The following is a 17,166-nucleotide window of genomic DNA, read 5'->3' as shown; positions in this document are numbered from 1 at the left end:
GTTCGGGTCTTCCCGCAGATACGATTTAGGAGCGGATCGGTTTCTTCCCAAGGGTGCAGCGCACGCGCCTCACGATGAGTTGTGCCTGCCGTGATCATCACGGCCCCGAAAGCTGCGTCCACTCCCGAATCGGACGCGCGGTTTACTGCGTCGTTTGAATACAAACAATTGGAAATGATCGCGTCCAGATGCATGCGCCTCATGCGCGCGCAATGCCGTGAACAGCCCGCTTTTGTTAGGGTTTTCTTCACCGGGATGGTGCCGGCCAACGGCTATGATTTGCTTGTAACAGCAGCACTCCGCAGCGTTGCCGCCATTGTGAGCAGCTTTGCGCCGACTTGGCGTTAACGAATGCGAGAGTGTTAACGAACACGGAGAGCAATCCATCTCTCCGCGCACCGCACGATGGATGACTTTGCTTTGTTCGCAACAACACGCAGAAAAATCTCCTTCGCGCCGTCACCACGCGCTCGCGCCAAGCCATGACGCAGCGATCTGTGGCCGAATCTGGACTCCGACTCTCTCTCTCTCCCGCTTGCGGGCGGCGCACTGCCAAAATACCGAAAACAACCCCATGCAAAGTAGCCGGCGACTGCCGGCGTTCTACACGACAATTTGACACGTCGGGCAAATCAGCGGCATTATTCCATTATTCCGAAATCGCGCAGGCGCCGCTCGCCCCCGGGCCATCGCATATGGCACTTGCGGACTTCTCCAGCTGGCGTTTCGTCGTCATGGCCGGCCTATGGACGTGGCCGTAGTCATGTGCAATTGCCCCGACGCTTGCGGGGGAGGGTTAGGTTAGGGTGGGGGTCTCTCCACGAATCGCGTTCTTTCCGCGGAGAAACCCCCAACCCGCAGCGCTCCGGCACGCGAGTGCGTCGCCGAGCGCTTCGGCTTCCCCCGCAAGCGGGAGAGGCGAAGAAAAGCAGCCATCCGCGGATGGTCACACCCCGCGGCGATTGGCCGCCGCCGAGGAACCCGCGCCGGGGCTTCGAGTTGGTGCAGCGGGCTGGGTTTCCGGCCTGCACGGCCTTGCATTCTCCTGCCCCCAAAGCCAAGGCCGTGCACTCCTCGGGGGGCGCTCGCGCTACGGGGGGCGGCCGCGGCGTCTTGTGCCACGCGCGCGATTTCCTATTTCGCTGTGTTCACAAGTGCACCGACCAGCGCTGTCAGGCAGGTATAGCCTCGCATCATCACCGCGCCGATATCCCGGCAAACATCGGTGACCGAGAACGCCAGTTGCGCTCCCGCCTTCTTGAACGAACGGAGCAGCGTGATGCAGATCAACCTTTCCAACCGCCGCCGATCCGTCGAGCAGCACCTCGCCGACGAATCGATCCGCCTGCGCGACGAAGCCGGCGCCATGCCTCCCGGCGTGGAGCGCGACCGCCTGATCCGCATGGCCCGCCAGGCCGAGACCGCATCGCGCGTCAATGCGTGGCTGGCATCGCCGGGATTGCAGTCGCCGAAGTGAGCGGGGCGGCGATCAGGCCGCTTCGGTGACCACGCGAATTTTCAATTGCACGCCAGTCTCGTCCTGTAGCGCCTTGATGACGCCAAGCAGATTTTCGGCGGTCGGATTGCCGTCCGGTCCGAACATGCGCATCAGGCTCTTCGGAGGTCGTCCCAGCACCTCGCCCAGCCGGTCAAAACCAACCGTCGCATTGATATAGGCCCGCAGCGCCGCGCGGCCGTTATCGGTTTCGCCGGCCAGCAGGGCCTGGATCGCCTCCTGGAACAACGCCTTGCGAGACGAAGGCTCGTGCTCGCGTGGCGAACCGGCCTCTCCTCCCCCTCGAATCGTGTTCGCTAGCTTGAAGGGCGGCGTGGGACGCTCAGGCGAAGGCCGAAGGAACGATAGAGGATCAAGAACTATTCTCCGAACGTTGTACAAACCTCTTTCAATCGACGGGGTTGATTAGACGGCAAGACGAGTTGGTGCGCGTGCCTATACCAGCAGAACCCTTCAGGGACGTGCCTTGGGAAGATGAAGCGACAGTCAATCTCTCAACCGCTCTGGAAGAGGTCCTTGAAAGCCGCCCTCCTCTGATCATCTTAGAAGACGAACGATTCAAGCATTATTCCCCGCAGCTACGAGCTGACTTGATGCAGCCAAGAATCTATCTGAGCACATATGGTGCTTTCTTAGAGTGGGTCGACGAAACTCTATCGGCGGCGGCAGAAGCAAATGAAAAAGCTAACGAGCAGTGACTTTCAAAGCATCCGCTTGGGAATTGCCTCGCTTCCTTCTGACGTCTCGAGTGACGCGGTAGGATCGGCTGTTCCCAGACTCGATGACATTTTCGCTCCACAGAACCACGCAGCTGCCCTCGACCCAGCTACATCCATCGTCGTTGGCGCACGTGGCACGGGAAAGAGCTTCTGGTCTGGTGTCTTAGGGGAGTTGAAATTCACCGATCATCGCTTTTATCGCGCACTCGGCGGCGATGCCGAAAAGATAACCAGCAACTACTCGCCGATTAGCCGTTTCGAGAGTGATGGCAGCTTCCAAATTGCGCCTAGCAGCGCTGGCCATATCAATATTGAATGACAATGCTTCTCCCTTTTTTAGGCGCCAGCTCGACTGTTGAACGCCTACAAGCTCCGATTTGCGAACCGGAAGCTTGGTGGTCCAATGGCCGATAGATGCAAACGGTCAACCGACAGTCAATTGTTTAGGATGGACAGCGCCTAAAAAAACAAAAAGCGGCCGGGTCTTCCGACCCGGCCGCTCAAAACTCTCTCCGCGCTTTTCTGCGCTGCAGCTAAAACTCAGCTCGCCTTCTTCACGAACACCGGCTTGCCGACCTTCTTCTCAATCGCGCGCTTGAGATCGAGGGCGCGGGGCGAGAGCAGGTCGGCTTTGGCCTTGATCAGATAGGCGTCGAGGCCGCCATTGTGGTCGACGCTCTTCAGCGCATTGGTCGAGACGCGCAGGCGCACATTGCGGCCGAGCGCTTCGGAGATGAAGGTCACGTTGGCCAGGTTCGGCAGGAAGCGCCGCTTGGTCTTGATGTTGGAGTGGCTCACCTTGTGGCCCACTTGCGGGCCCTTGGCCGTCAGTTCGCAGCGCCGGGACATCTTGCAAAAATCCTTTTCCATCCCCGCCTTGGGCGGCACGTGCGATCACGCGGCCCGCGCAGGGGTTTTGAATTCACGTCCATTTTCCAGGAACCGCGGGTGTATAGGGGGAGATCGCCGCAGCGTCAAGGTTCTAAAGCGGATGGCGGTCTAAGCAAATCGCCCGGTTCATAAGCCGTTGCAGCCACCTAACCCCTGAGATTGCAACCATATAAAGGGCGTATTCGGCTGCAAATCTGGGTTCCATACGAGACGCGCGCGTTGTCCGGCCGAATGGACTGCCTACATGGACACGACGCCGCGCCCGATAGCAGGACCGTCAGGTACGTGACCACCCCAATTGCCTTTTTGCCCCCGCTCGGGCGGCTGCTCGGCCTTTGTGCCGGCGTTGTCCTGCTGTTCGGGTCGGAGACCGCGAGCGCCCAGGGGCGGCTCGATGCCCAGTATGAGGCGACACTTGCCGGTATTCCGGTCGGCAAGGGCGCCTGGACCATCGAAATCGGCGACGACACGTTCCAGGCCTCGGCCCAGGGCGGTACCGCGGGGCTGCTGAAGGCGTTTTCCGGCGGCAAGGGCGCGGGCGCCTCGCAGGGCCGCGTCGTCAACGGCATGCCGGTCGCGACCGCCTATACCGCGACCACCTCCACCTCGAAGAAATCCGAGACCATCCGGATGGTGCTGGCCAACGGCAACATCAAGGATTTCTCGATCGAGCCGGAGCCGCCGGTCGATGCCGACCGCATCCCGGTCACGGAGGCGCAAAAGAAGGGCGTCTTCGACCCGATGACCGGCTCGATGCTGCGGGTGGCGGGCAATACCGAGCTGATGAGCCCGGACTCCTGCCGCACCGCCGCCGGCGTGTTCGACGGGCGCATGCGCTACGACCTCAAGCTCGATTTCAAGCGGCTGGAAACCGTCAAGGCCGAACACGGCTATCACGGCCCGGCGCTGGTCTGCGCGATCTATTTCGTGCCGATCGCCGGCTACATCCCGGATCGCCCGGTCATCAAATACCTCGCCGCCCAGCGCAACATCGAGATCGCCTTCGTGCCGATCGCCGGCACCCGCATCCTGGTGCCGTTCCGCATGGTGATCCCGACCCCGCTGGGACCCGCGGTGCTGGAAGCGACCTCATTCGTCACCACAGCCGCGCCGCCCCGCGTGGCGAAGACGCAGTAGGCGCGGAGGCAGGCTTCGAATCTTGCTTCTCTTCCCCTGCAAGGGGGAAGGTCGGGATGGGGGTCAGCCACACGCACCGCTGCTCGTGGAGAGACATGATCCCCACCCGCTTTGCTCTGGTGAGCAAAGCGACCTCCCCTTTTCAAGGGGAGGTGGGAGGCCGTGGAATCCAGTTGACTCTTGTTCGCTTCTGATTCGACTCGATGTTCTCCCAGACTTAAGGAATTCAGTCCCCATATCCCCCGCTTGTGGAGCCCTCCCAAACTTGATCTAGTGCCGCCGCGGGGATGCCTACGCGAGATGTTGCGGTGAACGGATCAGGCCTGAAACCGAGTCAGCGATTCGGCCGCGATTCGTTCCGGACTCGTTCTGAAGCTTAAGTTGGCGCAGGGAACGTCGCATTGTGAGACAGATTTTGCGAAATAACGGGCGATTGTCGGATCGCGCTGGAGTGACCAAATTGAAAGAGCGCGCTGCATGTTCTCCCTCGCCCCGCTCTTGCGGGGAGAGGGTCGGGGTGAGGGGCTCTCGCCACGAGCGCCGCTCGCGGAGAATCCCCCTCACCCGGCGCTTCGCGCCGACCTCTCCCCGCAGGCGGGGCGAGGTGACTTTCTAGGCGCGCGTGCGCGCGGCGAGCAGCAAGAAGAAACACCTGTAAAATATGGCTTTCTCATCTTCGTTCGGAAATGACCGTGCCCCCGGCGCAGGCGTCACTGCGGTGCTGGGCCCGACCAACACCGGCAAGACGCATCTGGCGATCGAGCGGATGCTGGCGCATTCGTCGGGCCTGATCGGCCTGCCGCTGCGGCTGTTGGCGCGCGAGGTCTACAACAAGATCGCGGACCGTGCCGGCGTCGACAATGTCGCGCTGATCACGGGCGAGGAGAAGATCAAGCCGAAGGCGCCGCGCTTCTGGGTCTCGACCGTGGAGGCGATGCCGCGCGATCTCGATGTCTCGTTCCTCGCCGTCGACGAGATCCAGATCGCCGCCGATCTCGAGCGCGGGCATGTCTTCACCGACCGCATCCTCAACCGCCGCGGCCGCGACGAGACGCTGCTGCTGGGCGCTGCGACGATGCGCCCCATCATCGAGCGGCTGCTGCCGGGCGCCTCGATCGTCACGCGGCCCCGTCTGTCGCAGCTCGAATTCGCCGGCGACCGCAAGATCACGCGGCAGCCGCGACGCACCGCGATCGTCGCGTTCTCGGCGGATGAAGTCTACGCGATCGCCGAACTGATCCGCCGCCAGCATGGCGGCGCGGCGGTCGTGCTGGGCTCGCTCTCGCCCCGCACCCGCAATGCGCAGGTCTCGATGTTCCAGAACGGCGACGTCGATTATCTCGTCGCCACCGACGCCGTCGGCATGGGGCTCAATCTCGACGTCGATCACGTCGCTTTCGCGTCCGACCGCAAGTACGACGGCTATCAGTTCCGCCGCCTGACGCCGTCGGAATTCGCGCAAATCGCAGGCCGCGCAGGGCGCGCCACCCGCAACGGCACGTTCGGCACGACGGGCCGCTGCGCGCCGTTCGAGCCCGAACTCGTCAACGCGTTGCAGAACCACACCTTCGACAGCGTGAAAATGCTGCAATGGCGGAATGCAAAACTCGATTTCGCCTCGCTCGGGGCCTTGCAGGTGTCGCTGGCGCTATCGCCCGGCCATGAGGCGCTGACGCGGGCGCCGGCCGCCGAAGACCAGCGCGTGCTCGATCACGTCGCGCGCGACGGCGATGTGCGGGCGATGGCGCATGGCGCCGCCGCCGTTGAGCGGCTGTGGGAGGCCTGCCAGGTTCCGGACTATCGAAAACTGGCACCCGCCGCCCATGCCGAACTCGTGACCACGCTGTATGGCTTCCTGATGCAAAAGGGGCGTATCCCTGACGCATGGTTTGCCGCCCAGGTCGACCAGGCCAACCGCACCGACGGTGATATCGACACGCTGTCGGGCCGGATCGCGCAAATCCGGACCTGGACCTTCGTCGCCAACCGGCCGGACTGGCTGTACGACCCGGAGCACTGGCAGGGGATCACGCGCGAGCTCGAAAATAAATTATCCGATGCGCTGCACGAACGGCTCACGGAGCGTTTCGTTGACAGGCGGACCAGTGTATTGATGCGCCGCCTGCGGGAGAACTCAGTTTTGAATACGGAAATCGGCAAGACCGGCGAAGTGATCGTGGAAGGCCATGCCATTGGCCGCCTCGGCGGTTTCACCTTTGCACCAGACGCGGCGGAAGCCGGCAGCGACGCCAAGGCCCTGCAGGCCGCCGCCCAGCAGGTGCTGGCGAAAGAGATCGACACGCGTGCCGAGAAATTGAGCGCCGGCGCGGACGATCAGTTCGTGCTGACCTCCGACGGCACCATCCGCTGGACCGGCGATGCGGTGGCCAAGCTGGTCGCCGCCGAAGACGCGCTGCATCCGCGGCTACGCATCATTTCCGACGAGCGGCTGACCGGCGCGCCGCGCGAAGCCGTACAGACCCGGCTCGACCTCTGGCTCAAGACGCATATCGAGAAGCTGCTCGGGCCGCTGTTCGAACTCTCCAAGGCCGAGGATTTGCAGGGCATCGCGCGCGGCATCGCGTTCCAGCTGGTGGAAGCCCTCGGCGTGCTCGAACGCTCGAAGATTTCCGCCGAGATGAAGGATCTCGACCAGCCCTCGCGCGCGACGTTACGCAAGTACGGCGTGCGGTTCGGCGCCTACCACATCTATTTTCCGCTGCTGCTGAAGCCTGCGGCGCGCTCGCTGGCTTCGCTGCTGTGGGCCGAGAAGCAGAGCAATGTCGACATGTCCATCCTGTCGAACGTGCAGCATCTGGCTTCCAGCGGACGGACTTCGTTCCCGGTCGACAAGCAGTTAGCCCGCGATGCCTATCGCGTGCTGGGCTATCGCCAGTGCGGCGAGCGCGCGGTGCGCGTCGACATCCTGGAACGGCTCGCCGATCTGATCCGTCCCGCATTGGCCTGGCGCGAGACCAATCCCGGCGACAAGCCCACCGGCGCATTCGACGGCCGCGGCTTTGTCGTGACGCAGGCAATGACCTCGCTGACCGGATCGGCCGGCGAGGATTTCGCCTCGATCCTCCGCGCGCTCGGTTATCGGATGGACCGCCGTCCGCCGCTGCCGCCGAAGCCGGTTGAGGCTGCGCCGGTCGAGACCACGGAGACCGTTGCCGCCGCGGACGCGCCGGTCGATGCCGCCACCGAGGTCGCTCACGACGCGCCGGAGGCGGAAGCTGCCGCCGATCTGCCGGTCTCCGGCGATCCCGCGCCCTCCGCCGCGCTGCTGCCCGATGTCAGCTTCGCCTCGGTCGTGACCGGCGAGGAGACGCCTTCCTTCATCGAGACACAACAGGAGGCCGAGACCGCGCCGGAGGCTGTCGCCGAGACCGCGCCGGAGCCGGCCGCTCCGGCCGAAGCACCCGCTGCCGAGGCCGCGCCTGAGCCTGTCGCCGAGGAAGCGCCTGCTGCCGAGGCCCCTCTGGAAGCCGCAGCCGAAGCGCCTGCGGAGACGGCAAGCGTTGAGGCTGCTCCCGCCGAAGCCGCGTCAGAGGCCGCGCCCGAGGCGCCGGCCGAGCCGCAACTGGTCGAGGTCTGGCGCCCCGGTGGCCGCTCCGACGAGCATCGCCCCCGTCAGCACGATCGCAACCGCGACCGCAATCGTGGTCGTCATCAGGGCAAGCCCGCCGATGGTGGCGCGCCCGCGGCCGCATCGGGCGAAGCAGCCCCGGGCGAGAAGCGCGAGCATCACCGCCGTCCGCGCCGCCACCAGGATTTCCGCGTGCCGCCGCGTGAGGGCGCGCCTGCCGAGGCCACAGTAACCGCTGTCGCTGCCGCGCCTGCTGACGGCGCACCGGCGCCGGACACCAGAGGTGATCGCGGCCCGCGCCGCGAGCGCTTCGAGGGCAAGGGCCGCGATCGCGACAATGACCGCCCGAAGAAATTCGGCGGCGACCGCAAGGGCGAGCGCGGCGATCGTGACCGCGGCGGCCGCGATTTCGGCCGCGATAAGGGCGGTCGCGACAAGGGCGGCCCGTCGCATCGGCCCTATGCCTCGAGTGCGGCGCCGCGCGAGCGCGACCGGCCGATCGATCCGAATTCGCCATTCGCCAAGCTCGCCGCGCTGAAGGAACAGCTCGCGGGCAATCGCAAGGAATAGTCAAACGTAGCGTTTTCGAGCGAAGTGGATCCCGGTTCGCGTGAAGAAAACGCGTTACACAAAAGAATCTCTTTGGATCGGCAGCGTCTCGACAAATGGCTGTGGCATGCGCGGGTGGTGAAGGCCCGCACCGGCGCGGCCGAGCTCGTTGAATCCGGCCATGTCCGGCTCAACGGCACGCGCGAGAAATCGCCGGGGCATGCGGTCAAGCTCGGTGACGTCGTCACCGTCGCGCTCGACAACAGCGTCCGCGTGCTGAAAGTGATCGGCTTTGCCGAGCGGCGCGGCGATGCGGCTGCCGCGCGCCTGCTCTGTGAGGATTTGCAAGCCGGCAAGGAATAGATATCTAGGGCCGGCAAGTCGGATATGTGCCGGAATGCCTATCGCTTTTTCGGGGCCCGCTTCCCTTGCGGCTGCGGTATTCCTGCGCTAGGCAACCCCAGAAAACGTTGACCGTTCCGGAGTTTTGGATGACCTACGTCGTCACTGAAGCCTGTATCAAGTGCAAATATACCGACTGCGTCGAGGTCTGCCCCGTCGATTGCTTCTACGAGGGCGAGAACATGCTGGTCATCCATCCGGACGAATGCATCGATTGCGGCGTGTGCGAGCCGGAATGCCCGGCCGACGCCATCAAGCCGGATACCGAGCCGGGGCTGGAGAAGTGGCTCGAGGTCAACACCGAATACGCCAAGAGCTGGCCGAACATCACCCAGAAGAAGGACTCGCCCGAAGACGCCAAGGAGTGGGAGGGCAAGGAAGGCAAGTTCGAGAAATATTTCTCCCCGAAGCCCGGAAGCGGCGACTGATTCGCTGATCTCAGGCCTAAACCGGCGGCCTTTAGGCCGCCCCGACCCTGTTTCGCCCGCCGATTTAACCCTAATGACGGACATATGACCGGAAGGTCGCTCGATATGCCCTGAATCGGGCCTAAATCATTGATTTTTGCGGAAAATGTGCTATATTGAGCACATTAAAGCCAAGAACCCCCTGGCCATGCGTATCCTGTGGCTGCGAGGTTCCCGCAACATCGAACAGGGGCGTGGCAGTTTCCGCGCGCAGGCTGTGTCACAGAAAACGCGTAAAAAGAGTGCTTCAAAGACGACGAAGAAAGCCGCTGTCGTTGCTCGCAGCGCAACCAAGGGCCGTGCCAAGGCGTCGGTGAAGGACGCCAAGAAGGCCGCGGCCGCAAAGTCCTCAAAGAACAAAAGAAGCCTGATGCCAGACAAGACTGCCAAGACTGCCGCGAAAGCGACAGCTGCGAAGCCCGCTGCCGCGAAGGTCGCCCCCAAGCCCGCCGTTGCCAAGCCTTTCGTAGCCAAGCCTTTCGTAGCCAAGCCTTTCGTAGCCAAGCCGGCTGCCGCTGCGCCGAAGCCGGCTGCCCCGAAGGCTGCCGCCCCCGTCGCCGCCGCGCCGAAGGTTGCCGCGAAGCCGGTCGCTCCGCCGCGCGTGGAAGAGCCCAAGAAGGTCGTGACCCAGCGTCAGGGCTTCAAGGCCAATGAATTCGTCGTCTATCCCGCTCACGGCGTCGGCCAGATCCTGGCGATCGAGGAGCAGGAGATCGCGGGCGCCAAGCTCGAACTGTTCGTGATCAACTTCATGAAGGACAAGATGACGTTGCGGGTGCCTACGGCGAAGGTCGCCAATGTCGGCATGCGCAAGCTGTCGGACCCGGCGCTGGTCAAGAAGGCGCTGGAGACGCTGAAGGGCCGCGCCCGCGTCAAGCGCACCATGTGGTCGCGCCGCGCCCAGGAATACGAAGCCAAGATCAACTCGGGCGACATCGTCGCGATCGCCGAGGTGGTCCGCGATCTCTATCGTTCGGAATCGCAGCCCGAGCAGTCCTACTCGGAACGCCAGCTCTATGAAGCGGCGCTCGACCGCCTGTCGCGCGAGATCGCCGTCGTCCAGCACTCGACCGAGACCGAAGCGGTCAAGGAGATCGAGAGCCAGCTCGCCAAGAGCCCGCGCCGCGGCGCCAAGTCGGAAGCCGGTGAAGGCGATGCCGAGGGCGAAGCCGAAGGTGAGGATGCCGACGGCGACGATACCGCGGTGGCCGACGAAGCCGCCTGAGCTGCATCCAAAGAATTCAGACGGAAAGCCCGGTCGCAAGACTGGGCTTTTTGTTTTGATGCAGGGTTTCTCCGTATGCCCCCGTTTCACCTTCCCCACAGAGGCGCAACCCTCCGGTAAGGACTACGGGTTAGCGACGTTTGACTCGGCGACGGGGCTTGCGTGACCAGTTTTTGGTGAGCGTTGCGACCTCCGCGATGAGCCATTCGGCCTGATCGTCGTTTGCATCGAAGTCGTCGCCGATCCACTCCTTTAGCTCGTCGTGGCGTTCATGGCTTGGGTCTTTGAGGGCTTCGATGAGTTCGCTGTAGCCCCAGGGGCCGCCGCAGTCCTCCGGTGGGCAGCGGCCGGCGACTTCGATCAGGCATGGATAGAGCGCGCCTGGCTCGGGATCGGCGAGGCGCTCGACCTTGATCACATGTTCCCAGCCATCGCCAAAGTCGTATAGGTAGATGAGCTTCTTCCTGCCGACGTCTTCCAGGACATCGCCGAGCTTGGCCTTGCGGGCATCGAGGAGATCGCTGGACCCGTCGGCCTCGGGATACGGCGTGCTCCAGCCGACATCGCCGGCGCGGATCTCGTAAAGATGGCTGTTGGTCCAGCCCATGGCGGCTTGGATAGTCAGATGCAGCCGGTCGAGCCGGATATCGAGGGGAACCTCGATCCGGCGCAGAACCGTCGGCTTGATGTTGTCGAGCGTGATCTTGAGGCGAGCAATGGTGTCGGCGGTCATGCCGCGACCTTACGCCCTTCCTTCCCAGCGGACTAGTTCCAGGGCAGAAGTTCGTCGAACCTGCGGACGGCGTGCGCGTTGATCCGCGCGAGCACGAAATTGCGGTGCCAGTGCACTTAACTACGTTCGTCTCCAAGATCTTTGCCGAACCGCGGTTGGACAATCCCGGATTGCGCTGCGCTCCAGCCGGGCTACATCTCACTTCACGCGCTGCTTCTCGAGCTTCCGCGCCAATGTCCGGCGGTGCATACCCAACCGCCGCGCCGTCTCGGAGATGTTGAAATCGGTCTCGATCAGGGTCTGGTGGATGCGCTCCCATTCCAGGGTCTTGATCGAGGTTGGGCGGGCGCCGACCTCGATGGCGGCGTTGCCGGCGGCTTTCTGGAACGCGGCCTCGATGTCGTCGGTGTTCGACGGTTTGGCCAGATAATGGCAGGCGCCGAGCTTGATCGCTTCCACCGCGGTCGCGATGCTGGCAAACCCGGTCAGCACCACGATCAGCATCTCCGGATCATGGGCGTGCAGCGCCTCGACGCAGGCCAGCCCCGAGGCGCCGCCGGCGAGCTTGAGGTCGACAACGGCATAACCGGGCGACTGCTCCTCCAGCATGTGACGGACTTCATCGAGCGAAGCGGCGACGACGACGTCGTAGCCGCGGCGCTCGAACGAGCGCTTCAGCGTGCGGGCGAAGCCGGCATCGTCCTCGACGATCAGAAGCTGGCGTTCATCCGTCAAGGCCGTCTCCGATCGCAAGCGTCGCCAGCGGAAGCTCGAGCCTGACCGCGGCGCCAATATCCGGTCGGTTGCACGCCGTCACCACGCCGCCCAGCTTGCGCACGACGTTCACGACCAGGAACAGGCCGAGCCCGCTGCCGGGGCTGCCCTTGGTCGACTGGTAGGGTTTTCCGACATGCGGCAGCATCTCTCGCGGAAAGCCGGGCCCGCGATCGGTCACCGACAGCACCAGCGTGTCGGCCTTACGCTCGGCCATCAGCTCGATCCAGTCGCGCGAAACCTCGGCGGCATTGTCGAGCACGTTGAAGATCGCCTGCTTGAGCGCGATATCGGAGACGATCGACAGGTCAGCGCCGAACGCGTTGCGGAAGTACAGCATCGCCGACGGCCGCGTGGTCCGCCATTCGTCCACCAGCGCCCTCAGGAAGGCTGTGACCGTCGTCGGCGCGGAGCCTTCGCCGCGTGCCTCACCGGCCGAGAGCAGAATGCCTGTCACGATCGATTTGCAGCGTTGCAGCGAGGTCTCCATCTCGCCGAGATCGTGCGACAATTCAGGATCGGAGGCGAGCGCCGGCATCCGGCGCCAGTCGCTGAGGATCACCGAGAGCGACGACAACGGCGTGCCGAGTTCGTGGGCGGCGCCCGACGCCAGCAGGCCCATCCTGACGATGTGATCCTGCTCGGCGGCATGCTGGCGCAGCGCGGCGAGACGCGCGTCGCGCTCGCGCAGGTTCAAATTGATACGGGTGACGAACACCACGAGCAGCACCGCATCCAGCACGAAGCCGATGAACATCCCGGCCAGATACATGCTGAAGCGGTCGTTGAAACCTTGCTGCGGCAGCCCAAGCGGCTGATAGGCAACCGTCAGAAAGGCGAAGCTCAAGCAGGCCAGTGCCACCAGCGACCAACTCGCCCTCGTGTCGAGCAGGACAGCGCCGAGCGTCACCTGCAGCAGGAACAGCGAGGTGAACGGGTTGGTCGCACCGCCGCTCAGATAGAGCTGGGCGGTCAGGGCGGCGACGTCGAGCATCAGCGCGATCAGGAGCCCGCGCTGGCCGATCCCGGCGCGGTCGTGCACCCAGATCAGGCTCGCGATGTTGAGCGTGACCAGCGCGCCGATCACGGCCACCATGGCGGCCAGCGGCAAGGCAATGCCGAGCCATAATTCGACAAAGGCGATCGTCACGATCTGGCCGATCACCGCCGTCCAGCGCAGCTGGATCAGCAGCGCCATGTTCTTGCGATTGACGGCGTCGTCGGTCGGCAGCGAGGCGAGGTCGAAGGGCGTGCCCGTGGGTGCGCTTCCAGCGGTCGGCATCACAGCCTCGCCTGCTGCTTCCCCTTCATGCAAATCCGATGTGCGCTCGAGCATCTGGGCCTGTGGTGCGAGACGGATTGCGTGCGGCGCCGATCAGGCGGCGCACGGCGGCGCGCCTTGAGTCCCACCCTGGATCGGAGGCGCCGGGGCGCCCCCTGCCGCTGATGATGCGCAGGAGCGCACCGGCCAGCATAAAGGCGAGAGCGAACCATGTCAGCGCGTAAATCAGGTGGTTGTTGGGAAACCGGACAATGGTGAGGCCGCCCACGGGGTAACTGCCGGGGTTGGGAGTCGCATCGGCATCGATGAAGAAGGGAGCAATTTGCGACAATCCGTGCACGGCGGCGATCGCGGCCACATCACGCGAATACCAGCGGCCGGATGCCGGTTCGTTACTGCGCAGGAAGCCGCCTTTCGGCTCGGACATCCGCAACAGGCCGGTGACGGTCACCGTGCCGTGCTGGTCGCCTTCGCGCCGGGTTGCGGGATCGCGCTGGTCGAACGTGACGAAGCCGCGGTTGACCAGCACCGTGGTTCCATCGCTGGTCCGCAGCGGGGTCACTACCCAGAAGCCGGGACCATCCAATGTCACGGCCTGCACCAGCGTCTCGTCCTCGTGCAGGAAGGTGCCGCTCACAGCGACGTGCCGGTATTCGTCGCCGGCGGCGGACACCGACGGCCACGATGACGGTGCCGGCGCTGCGACCGGCGCCGCATGGATACGCTGCTCGACCCGCTCGATCAGCGCCAGCTTCCAGGTCCTGCGCTCGATCTGCCAGACGCCAAGCGCGGTCAGCATCACCACGCCCAGCATGCCGAGCGTGAGCAGCAGCAGCGAGGGCCTGGAGGGGCGCCTCGTCACGGCATCTGGCTCATGTCGTGCATGGGCATCATGTTGACGTTGAGATGATGCATGACCCACAGCGAACCGGTCAGCGCGATCGCCACCATGATCACGGTGAAGATCAGGGCCAACATGGTCCAGCCGTTCTCGGAACGGGTGTTCATGTGCAGGAAGTAGATCATGTGTACGACGATCTGCACCGCGGCGAACAGCAGGACGATCAGCGCGGTGACCTGCTTGTCGCCGAGTGCGTCTGTCATCACCAGCCAGAACGGGATCGCGGTGAGGACGACGGAGAGGCCGAAGCCGATCAGATAGCTCTTCAGCGAGCCGTGCGAGGCCGCATCATGGGCGTGGTCGCCGGCGTCGGCGTGCAGGGCGTGAGATTCGGATGTCATCGCAGCATTCCCAGGAGATAGACGAAGGTGAAGACGCCGATCCAGACGACGTCGAGGAAGTGCCAAAACATGGAGAGGCACATCAGCCGGCGCCGGTTGGCCTCGATCAGGCCGAACCGGGCGACCTGCGTCATCAGCGTGACCAGCCAGATCAGGCCGCAGGTGACGTGCAGGCCGTGGGTGCCGACCAGCGTAAAGAACGACGACAGGAAGGCGCTGCGCTGCGGGCCTGCGCCCTCATGGATCATGTGGGCGAACTCGGTGAGCTCGATGCAGATGAAGGCGAGGCCGAACAGGCCGGTGATCGCGAGCCATGCCTGCGTCGCGCCGACCCGCGACTTCTCCATTGTCAGCATCGCGAAGCCATAGGTAATCGACGACAGCAGCAGCATGGTGGTGTTGAGCGCGACGAGCTTGAGGTCGAACAGGTCCTTCGGCGCGGGGCCGGCGGCGTAGTTGCCGCTGAGCACGCCATAGGTCGCAAACAGGATCGCGAAGATCAGGCAGTCGCTCATCAGATAGAGCCAGAAGCCCAGCATGGTGCTGGCGCCTTCCGGGTGCTCGTGCTCGTCGATCAGATGGAAGACCGGCTCGGAGTTCTGTGAGGGGACGACGGCAATTGTCATGACTTGGCTCCCGCGGCGAGCATCTGCGTGCGCGCGTCTTCGGTTCGGACCACGTCACCCGCCGGGATGTGGAAGTCGCGGTGATAGTTGAAGGTGTGGCCGATCGCGACCGCGAGCAGGGCGATGAAACAGACGGCGGCGAGCCACCAGATGTACCAGATCAGGCCGAATCCCATTGCGGTCGCGAGGCCGGCGAGGATGATGCCGGTGCCGGTATTGGCGGGCATATGGATAGGCTTGAATCCGGTGAGCGGACGCTGATAGCCGCGGCGCTTCATGTCCCACCAGGCGTCGTTGTCATGGACAACGGGCGTGAACGCGAAATTGTAGTCCGGCGGCGGCGACGAGGTCGCCCATTCCAGCGTCCGCGCGTTCCAGGGATCGCCGGTGACGTCCTTGAGTTGTTCACGGCGCAGGATGCTGACCGCGAACTGCACCAGCATCGACATGATGCCGAGCAGGATCAGGAACGCGCCGATCGCGGCGAGGACAAACCAGATCTGCAGGGACGGATCGTCGAACACCCGCAGGCGCCGGGTGACGCCCATCAGGCCGAGTACATAGAGCGGCATGAAGGCGAGGTAGAAGCCGGAGACCCAGAACCAGAACGACAGCTTGCCCCAGAACGGATCGAGCCTGAAACCGAACGCTTTCGGGAACCAGTAGTTGATACCGGCGAAGGCACCGAACACGACGCCGCCGATGATCACGTTGTGGAAATGCGCGATCAGGAACAGGCTGTTGTGCAGCACGAAGTCGGCCGGCGGCACCGCGAGCAGCACGCCGGTCATGCCGCCGATCACGAAGGTCAGCATGAAGGCGATGGTCCACATCATCGGCAGCTCGAAGCGGATGCGGCCGCGATACATCGTGAACAGCCAGTTGAACATCTTCGCGCCCGTCGGGATCGAGATGATCATCGTGGTGATGCCGAAGAACGAGTTGACGCTGGCGCCGGAGCCCATCGTGAAGAAATGATGCAGCCAGACGAGATAAGAGAGGATGGTGATGACGACGGTGGCGTAGACCATCGACGTGTAGCCGAACAGCCGCTTGCCCGAGAACGTCGCCGTCACCTCGGAGAAGACGCCGAACGCCGGGAGGATCAGGATGTAGACTTCGGGATGACCCCAGATCCAGATCAGGTTCACGTACATCATCGGGTTGCCGCCGAAATCGTTCGTGAAGAAGTTGGTGCCGACGTAACGGTCGAGCGCCAGCAGCGCCAGCACCACGGTGAGGACCGGGAAGGAGGCGACGATCAGGACGTTGGTGCAGAGCGAGGTCCAGGTGAACACCGGCATCTTCATCATCGTCATGCCCGGCGCGCGAAGCTTGACGATGGTGCAGATCAAATTGATGCCCGACAGCGTCGTGCCGACGCCGGCGACTTGCAGGCCCCATATGTAATAATCGACGCCGACATCGGGACTGTAGCCGAGGTTCGACAGCGGTGGGTAGGCGAGCCAGCCGGTGCGGGCGAATTCGCCGATGAACAGCGACATCATCACCAGCACAGCGCCGCCGACGGTCATCCAGAAGCTGAAATTGTTGAGGAACGGGAACGAAACGTCGCGGGCGCCGATCTGCAGCGGCACGACGTAGTTCATCAGGCCCGTCACCAGCGGCATCGCCACGAAGAAGATCATGATGACGCCGTGCGCGGTGAAGACCTGATCGTAGTGATGCGCGGGGAGGTAGCCGTCGGAGCCATTGAAGGCGATCGCCTGCTGCAATCGCATCATCAACGCGTCGGCAAATCCGCGCAGCAGCATCACGATGCCGAGGATCATGTACATGATCCCGATGCGCTTGTGGTCGACGGTGGTGAACCATTCGCGCCAGAGATAGCCCCACAGCCGGAAGTAAGTGACGATCGCAAACAGCGCGAGGCCGCCGGTCGCCACCACCGCGAATGTGCCGACCAGGATCGGCTCGTGCAGCGGCAGCGCTTCCAGATTGAGGCGGCCGAAGATCGCCTTGATGAGTTCAGGATTGTCGAACATGTGGCCCT

18 protein-coding genes are annotated in these 17,166 nt (G+C 63.8%); 9 read left to right on the top strand and 9 right to left on the bottom strand.

The window, feature by feature from the left end; all coding sequences use genetic code 11:
* Positions 1–90: 90 nt before the first annotated feature.
* Together ACP2YO_RS46815 and ACP2YO_RS46810 are read left to right on the top strand one after the other, a co-directional pair.
* The gene (locus ACP2YO_RS46815; RefSeq protein ID WP_426437886.1) at positions 91–348 is read left to right on the top strand and encodes a hypothetical protein; all 258 of its coding nucleotides are present in this window, start codon (positions 91–93) and stop codon (positions 346–348) included.
* A 931-nt stretch (positions 349–1,279) separates the two neighbouring features.
* On the top strand, positions 1,280–1,477 hold the full coding sequence (locus ACP2YO_RS46810) for a hypothetical protein (RefSeq protein WP_426437885.1): 198 nt from the start codon (positions 1,280–1,282) through the stop codon (positions 1,475–1,477).
* 12 nt (positions 1,478–1,489) lie between these two features.
* On the opposite strand, the gene ACP2YO_RS46805 is transcribed toward ACP2YO_RS46810, so the two are convergent.
* Positions 1,490–1,744, bottom strand: coding sequence for a transcriptional regulator (locus ACP2YO_RS46805; protein ID WP_426437884.1), 255 nt, complete (start codon positions 1,742–1,744; stop codon positions 1,490–1,492).
* Between the two features lie 203 nt (positions 1,745–1,947).
* Between ACP2YO_RS46805 and ACP2YO_RS46800 the strand changes: the two genes are divergently transcribed.
* On the top strand, positions 1,948–2,214 hold the full coding sequence (locus ACP2YO_RS46800; protein ID WP_426437883.1) for a hypothetical protein: 267 nt from the start codon (positions 1,948–1,950) through the stop codon (positions 2,212–2,214).
* Entirely contained in the window at positions 2,192–2,554 is a 363-nt protein-coding gene (locus ACP2YO_RS46795; protein WP_426437882.1) for a hypothetical protein, read from the top strand. The genes ACP2YO_RS46800 and ACP2YO_RS46795 overlap by 23 nt, the downstream gene beginning before the upstream one ends.
* A gap of 221 nt (positions 2,555–2,775) precedes the next feature.
* Here the strand turns inward: ACP2YO_RS46795 and rpmB are convergent, their stop codons facing one another.
* Positions 2,776–3,084 carry a 50S ribosomal protein L28 gene (gene rpmB / locus ACP2YO_RS46790; protein WP_426437881.1) on the bottom strand — a complete coding sequence of 103 codons (309 nt, stop codon included), beginning with the start codon at positions 3,082–3,084 and terminating at the stop codon, positions 2,776–2,778.
* A 348-nt stretch (positions 3,085–3,432) separates the two neighbouring features.
* Between rpmB and ACP2YO_RS46785 the strand changes: the two genes are divergently transcribed.
* From ACP2YO_RS46785 to ACP2YO_RS46765, 5 genes are all read left to right on the top strand, one after another.
* Positions 3,433–4,263 (top strand): DUF3108 domain-containing protein, encoded by an 831-nt coding sequence (locus tag ACP2YO_RS46785; RefSeq protein WP_426443490.1) that lies wholly within the window; start codon positions 3,433–3,435, stop codon positions 4,261–4,263.
* A gap of 661 nt (positions 4,264–4,924) precedes the next feature.
* The gene (locus ACP2YO_RS46780) at positions 4,925–8,422 is read left to right on the top strand and encodes a helicase-related protein (protein WP_426437880.1); all 3,498 of its coding nucleotides are present in this window, start codon (positions 4,925–4,927) and stop codon (positions 8,420–8,422) included.
* Between the two features lie 72 nt (positions 8,423–8,494).
* On the top strand, positions 8,495–8,764 hold the full coding sequence (locus ACP2YO_RS46775; RefSeq protein ID WP_426443489.1) for an RNA-binding S4 domain-containing protein: 270 nt from the start codon (positions 8,495–8,497) through the stop codon (positions 8,762–8,764).
* 128 nt (positions 8,765–8,892) lie between these two features.
* Entirely contained in the window at positions 8,893–9,231 is a 339-nt protein-coding gene (gene fdxA, locus ACP2YO_RS46770) for a ferredoxin FdxA (protein WP_426437879.1), read from the top strand.
* Positions 9,232–9,640: 409 nt separating this feature from the next.
* Positions 9,641–10,495, top strand: coding sequence for a CarD family transcriptional regulator (locus ACP2YO_RS46765; RefSeq protein WP_426437878.1), 855 nt, complete (start codon positions 9,641–9,643; stop codon positions 10,493–10,495).
* A gap of 130 nt (positions 10,496–10,625) precedes the next feature.
* Here ACP2YO_RS46765 and ACP2YO_RS46760 read toward each other — a convergent pair whose 3' ends face one another.
* The 7 genes from ACP2YO_RS46760 to cyoB form a co-directional block, all read right to left on the bottom strand.
* Positions 10,626–11,228 (bottom strand): plasmid pRiA4b ORF-3 family protein, encoded by a 603-nt coding sequence (locus tag ACP2YO_RS46760; protein ID WP_426437877.1) that lies wholly within the window; start codon positions 11,226–11,228, stop codon positions 10,626–10,628.
* Between the two features lie 198 nt (positions 11,229–11,426).
* Positions 11,427–11,963, bottom strand: a complete 537-nt coding sequence (locus ACP2YO_RS46755; protein WP_426437876.1) for a response regulator transcription factor — start codon at positions 11,961–11,963, stop codon at positions 11,427–11,429.
* Positions 11,953–13,284 carry an ATP-binding protein gene (locus ACP2YO_RS46750; protein WP_426437875.1) on the bottom strand — a complete coding sequence of 444 codons (1,332 nt, stop codon included), beginning with the start codon at positions 13,282–13,284 and terminating at the stop codon, positions 11,953–11,955. The genes ACP2YO_RS46755 and ACP2YO_RS46750 overlap by 11 nt, the downstream gene beginning before the upstream one ends.
* Positions 13,285–13,309: 25 nt before the next feature.
* Positions 13,310–14,098, bottom strand: coding sequence for an SURF1 family protein (locus ACP2YO_RS46745; protein WP_426443488.1), 789 nt, complete (start codon positions 14,096–14,098; stop codon positions 13,310–13,312).
* 44 nt (positions 14,099–14,142) lie between these two features.
* Positions 14,143–14,526 carry a cytochrome o ubiquinol oxidase subunit IV gene (cyoD, locus tag ACP2YO_RS46740; RefSeq protein ID WP_426437874.1) on the bottom strand — a complete coding sequence of 128 codons (384 nt, stop codon included), beginning with the start codon at positions 14,524–14,526 and terminating at the stop codon, positions 14,143–14,145.
* Positions 14,523–15,152, bottom strand: a complete 630-nt coding sequence (cyoC, locus tag ACP2YO_RS46735; RefSeq protein ID WP_426437873.1) for a cytochrome o ubiquinol oxidase subunit III — start codon at positions 15,150–15,152, stop codon at positions 14,523–14,525. The genes cyoD and cyoC overlap by 4 nt, the downstream gene beginning before the upstream one ends.
* The gene (gene cyoB, locus ACP2YO_RS46730) at positions 15,149–17,158 is read right to left on the bottom strand and encodes a cytochrome o ubiquinol oxidase subunit I (RefSeq protein ID WP_426437872.1); all 2,010 of its coding nucleotides are present in this window, start codon (positions 17,156–17,158) and stop codon (positions 15,149–15,151) included. Before cyoB ends, cyoC begins: the two co-directional genes overlap by 4 nt.
* Between the last annotated feature and the right edge of the window lie 8 nt (positions 17,159–17,166).

This window comes from Bradyrhizobium genosp. P, from assembly GCF_049949265.1.
GTDB lineage: Bacteria > Pseudomonadota > Alphaproteobacteria > Rhizobiales > Xanthobacteraceae > Bradyrhizobium.
This window is presented reverse-complemented; position numbering and strand designations above follow the sequence as displayed.